General features: G+C 66.5%; 5 protein-coding genes. 4 read left to right on the top strand and 1 reads right to left on the bottom strand.

Annotated elements, in window-relative coordinates; all coding sequences use genetic code 11:
- From ABFE16_00265 to ABFE16_00250, 4 genes are all read left to right on the top strand, one after another.
- Positions 1-868: hypothetical protein (locus tag ABFE16_00265; GenBank protein MEN6343704.1), on the top strand; the 868-nt coding region annotated here is incomplete at its 5' end.
- A 21-nt stretch (positions 869-889) separates the two neighbouring features.
- Positions 890-1,657, top strand: coding sequence for a hypothetical protein (locus ABFE16_00260; GenBank protein MEN6343703.1), 768 nt, complete (start codon positions 890-892; stop codon positions 1,655-1,657).
- 49 nt (positions 1,658-1,706) lie between these two features.
- The gene (locus ABFE16_00255; protein ID MEN6343702.1) at positions 1,707-3,161 is read left to right on the top strand and encodes an ankyrin repeat domain-containing protein; all 1,455 of its coding nucleotides are present in this window, start codon (positions 1,707-1,709) and stop codon (positions 3,159-3,161) included.
- 158 nt (positions 3,162-3,319) lie between these two features.
- Positions 3,320-4,327 (top strand): hypothetical protein, encoded by a 1,008-nt coding sequence (locus tag ABFE16_00250; GenBank protein MEN6343701.1) that lies wholly within the window; start codon positions 3,320-3,322, stop codon positions 4,325-4,327.
- Here ABFE16_00250 and ABFE16_00245 read toward each other — a convergent pair.
- Positions 4,297-4,652: transposase (locus ABFE16_00245; protein MEN6343700.1), on the bottom strand; the 356-nt coding region annotated here is incomplete at its 5' end. The genes ABFE16_00250 and ABFE16_00245 overlap by 31 nt on opposite strands.

The raw sequence follows: 4,652 nt of genomic DNA, 5'->3' as shown, positions 1-4,652 counted from the left end.
CTGGAGCAACCGCTACCTCTACGACGGCGAGAAAGTGGCGGCCCGGCGCTACGTGGCGGATGCAAGCCCCGAGTCATGGGTTCTGTACCACAACGAAGGCCCCAGCATCTACGCGCCGCTGGTGGGCTCGTGTCGGTCGGACGGGGGCGGCTCGATGGACTGGCACCTGTTCGACGCCTTGGGCTCGACCATCGGCATGACGGACAACACCGGCGGCCTGATCGGCTCGCGGCTGTACGAGGCCTTCGGCAACGCCCTGCACAGCAGCGGCATCGGCGGTGACCCCTACAACTACGTCGGCGCCTACGGGTACTATCAGGACACCTTCGCCCTCCACCTCCTCTGGCATCGATGGTACGACGCTGCAACCGGCAGATTCCTGAGCAGGGACCCAGTGGGGCTTGGGACAAGGTCCCAGAAGCCACTCAGATCCGCGGTCGCGGCAACGAGGGCCTACTGGAGGAACCTACTCGATAGGTCCTCCGACGATCCGCGAGACTGGCTGAGTCGGTCATCTGCCACGGAGTTGGTCGCCTTGGACCTAGCGCCTCTGCCCTTGCCTGGCCTCTACCCGTACGTCGGGGGAGCTCCCGTCTCCGTAGCTGATCCGTCCGGAAAGATGCCTAAGTGGCTTCGCACCTTCCTTGACTGGATTCTCTCTTGGGTGACCTACATTAACGATGGTCTGTCTCCAGCCGCGTGCGCCGCCCCGAAGGCCGCTGCCGGGTGTGTGGCTCTCGTAGGGTACTCGAAGCAGGTGGAAATACTGGTGAACACACAGGATCTCACAGAAGAGGAAGTGAGGAAGATCGAGGAGATCGACAGGGCAAAGATGAAGTGCCAAGCCTTCGTGAACCGCGAGGAGTAGCCACACCGAAGGGGCGAAGACATGACCGACGAGACGAGACGCTTGCCTTCGCGTCGCTGGACGGGGTTCACAGTTGCCATCTCCCTCGTGGCACTCCAAGCTGTGCTCGTGACATGTACCAGCCTGGGTGTCAACGCTTGCGTCTGGGCCTCGGCGGCCGACCACGATGAGGTGGCACTGCTCGTCGTCCGATGTCTTGAGGTCACGCGAAGGGGAAGCGATGTGGGATGGCGTGCGCACCGCGCTGAGGTGGCCGTTCTGACCATCGGTGCCCTACACGGCCGACCCCGGGACACGTGGGAGCATGCGCTGGAGGCATGCGAGAAGTACCGAAAGACAGCACAGGCCTATGGCAACGCGCAGCAGGCGGCACGAGCCGCCTATGGTGCATCTCTCGTGTGCCACTTCCAGAAGCGCCCCGGTGCGGCGGTAGCCGCACTCGACGAGGGCCTGTCAGGACAGTGGGATGAGCCCTGGGCGGCCGGCTATGAATCCTACCGTGTAGCGTACCTGACGCGTGCCGGTCGGTACCAGGAGGCCGTCGATCAGTTTGCACACTATGCGAGGCACCACTCCGGGGGACGAGGCGCTGAGAGGGCAGTCGACTGGGTGTGGCACGCCTACTGTCAGAGCGATCGTGCGAAGGAGGGGTGGAGCACGCTCTCGGCCCTGCACGCGAAGCATCCAGGAACCCCTCTTGCGAGCGCCATTCAGGGCTTGGGCGGCGGAGCAAAGGACAAGCCACTTCCCACAACACCACCGCCAGATGCAACGCCGGAGGTGCCGTGAGGAGTGGGTTGCCGTCTTCGTGCATGGGTTCCAGGGCGCGAGAGACGCAATGCTGAGCAACATCTGTGACCCCATTCTGGGCGCGTTGCTCCTGCTGTTCGCTGCCTATGTCGTGGCAGCGCGCATCAGCACTTGGCGCCTGCTTACCACAGGTCGGGGTCTGGGTGGCGAGCGCTCAGTCGTTCCGCCCTGTGCCATCGCTGCCCTCGCGCTCCTCCCAGTGCTCCTGCTGCCGGCGTCCCTCAGGTTCAAGGATCTGGCCCTTGGCCTCCTGTTCGCTCTCGTCCTGCTAGACTTTGTGGTCGGGAGAGGCGTGTGGCGACTGTGGGCCTGGTGGCGTGGTCACGGTCTGACGGCGTTGCACCGGGCTGTGATCGAGCGTGACCTCGGTGCGGCCGAGGCGGCCCTTGACGACGGCGTGAGCACGGAGGCGAAGGCCATGCTCTGGCGCAGAGCAGGGGTCCTCCCGGGCGACACCGCTCTTCACCTGGCGCTGCGGAGAGAGGACTGGGAGATGGCCCGGCTGCTGCTGAGGCGTGGCGCAGACCCAGAGGCCCTCTGCTCGTGGGGCCCGCCCTGGGATCCGCTTCACTGGGCCGTCGCGCACGGGACGATGGCGGACCTGGAGGCGATGGAGTCTGCGGGCGCCGACCTCAACAAGCGCAACTGCTACCACCAGACCGCGCTTTTCTGCGTGCGTGAGGCAGAGCAGGTCGAGCTCCTGTTGTCCGCCGGAGCAGGCCCTATGGATCGCGACAGTCAGGGCCAGACCCCGCTGCACACGGTCCAGACCGGCAGCGGCGTGGCCGCCCTTCTGGCAGCGGGCGCAGACCCCACAGCGCGCGATCACTGGGACAGGACGCCTCTCCACCGCCCGCATGACCCCGACGCCATACGTGCGCTCCTGTCGGCGGGTGCGGATCCCACCGCCTGCGACAGCGCTGGGATGACGCCGCTACACGTGGTCCGAAGTGGTGCCGGCGCGGCTGCGCTCCTTGCGGCGGGTGCGGATCCAGGGGCCTGCGGCACGTTCAGGGGGCCCCCACGGCATCCCTGGGGCACTTTGGCGATCACGAGGGAGGCGCTCGCCGAGAGGGGCAGTCAGCGGGCGTACGGGGAGCCGGGAGGCACTCCGCTGCACGCTGCGGTGTGGCGTGATGACGTGGGCACGGTGCAGGCGCTGCTCAGGGCCGGGGCCGACGCAACGGCCTCGGATGACGAGGGAACCACGCCTCTGCACGCGGCCGGGAGTGCCGAGGTGCTGCATCTTCTGCTGGAAGCGGGAGCTGCCGCCAACGCGGTCAACAACCGGGGCCAGACGCCGCTGCACTGGGCTGTCCTGCGAGGGAAGCTGGAGGTCGTGCGAGGCCTGCTGGCTGCCGGTGCTGATCCGCGGATTCGGGACAGTTGGCGCAAGAGGCCGGTGCAGTACGCCCGCTGGCGACCCAAGACGTGGCGGGCGATGAGGAGAGCGTTCCGGCGAGGCATGCCGGAAGGCGCTTGAGGCAGACCAGCAGAGCAACGGGTCACCCACGAGGAGGTACTCGGAGTGCGGTTTGTCAGGCTGTTGTCTGCCGGACGGTTCCTGGCACCCTTCGGGTGATCTCAGCAGACAATGCCGTGCGCCATGCGTCCGCAACCTCCGGAGGAGAAGGTAACGCCATGATGCGTCGCCCACGTGCGCCCCGCTACATCGCCGACAGGGCGGGTGATCAGGAGCACGTGGAGGCCTTCTGTCTGGTGGTCCTCATGAGGGCCCTGCGCATCGCTTTGTGGTGCGACGCGGGGAACCTCACCGCAGATACGGCTTTGGCGGACGTCAGTGATGAGCCGTGGTGGAAGGTGGAGCTGGGAGTCACCATCCCCCCATCCCGCAAGACCGCGCTACCGCCAGAGACGGCGTGCGCCTCGCGCGACCCCAGGCCGGGACACGCACTCCTGAGCGCGATCAGAGAGGGTGCCTGGAACACCGGGTTGCGGTTTGGCCCGGAGATGGCGCTGGCCGAAGCGGGACGCGCCTGCGCGCCAAGCATTGCACGCGTTGACCGGCGTTACCCCTGGGACATGCCACGCTTCCTGCTCTGGCTGCTGGGCGATCCCGCGGCCCGTTATGTGCCGTATCCAGTCTCAGACATCTCGGGGGCTCCCGAGGCGGACGAGAGCGATGCGCTTGCGCCCTTCCCGTTCCGGCTTCAGTGTCTACCGGTCTGGCTTGGCAACCGCCGCGGTGACCTGCGGCAGCTATGGGAGCTGGCGCATCGGGCAGAGCTGCCGCTTGGTGCCGACGTCTTGCGCCTCTATGAGTGCCACGGCTGTGTGGCTGAGGTCGCGGGTACGCTCCTCCAGTTGCTCGGGGAGGTACTCGAAGTGCCCTTCGGCTTCCTGCGCCCGTGGGACTGGCTCGATCGGGATATGCTGTGGGGCCCTGAGAGCGTAGTGGACGCCGGACGGAAAGTGGTTATCGACGCATGTAGACGCGGGCTGCTCTCCCTGGGCCCGCCGGATTCACTCTTGCCCGAGCCGGGAGGCCCTGCTCGCGGCGAGGCCATGACTCTGCGCGATGTTGTCAGCCTGATCTTCTACGACATGCGGACAAGCGAGGGGCTCAGGCGACTGGTGGAGAGTAACTGTGATGTTTGTCAAGCCGTTTCGGGCGTGGGGTGGTGGTAAGGTACGCCTTGCGCCAGGATCGCGTTGAGCATGGTCAGCAGCTTGCGCATGCAAGCCACGATGATTACTTTGCCCGGCTTGCCCTTGGCGCGGAGCCGATCGGCAAAAGCCTTGATCTGGGGGTTGTGGCGCATCGCCGACAGGGTGGCCATGTACAGCCCGCTGCGTACCACGGCACGGCCGCCCCAGATGTGGCGAGTCCCCCGGTGCTCACCGCTGTCGCAGTTGAAGGGGGCCACACCCACCAGCGCCGCCGCTTCCTTGCGGTTCATCTGGCCCAGCTCCGGCAGGAAAGCGATGATCACGCAGGCGCTGCGGTCGCCGA

The organism is Armatimonadia bacterium, assembly GCA_039679385.1.
In the GTDB taxonomy this organism is placed as follows: domain Bacteria; phylum Armatimonadota; class Zipacnadia; order Zipacnadales; family JABUFB01; genus JAJFTQ01.
The sequence above is the reverse complement of the archived record's forward strand: the minus strand, read 5'-3'. Positions and strand labels throughout refer to the sequence as shown.

Coding starts and splice junctions, on each gene's coding strand:
- ABFE16_00260 (MEN6343703.1), top strand. CDS start 890: ATGACCGACGAGACGAGACGCTTGCCTTCGCGTCGCTGGACGGGGTTC.
- ABFE16_00250 (MEN6343701.1), top strand. CDS start 3,320: ATGATGCGTCGCCCACGTGCGCCCCGCTACATCGCCGACAGGGCGGGT.
- ABFE16_00255 (MEN6343702.1), top strand. CDS start 1,707: ATGCTGAGCAACATCTGTGACCCCATTCTGGGCGCGTTGCTCCTGCTG.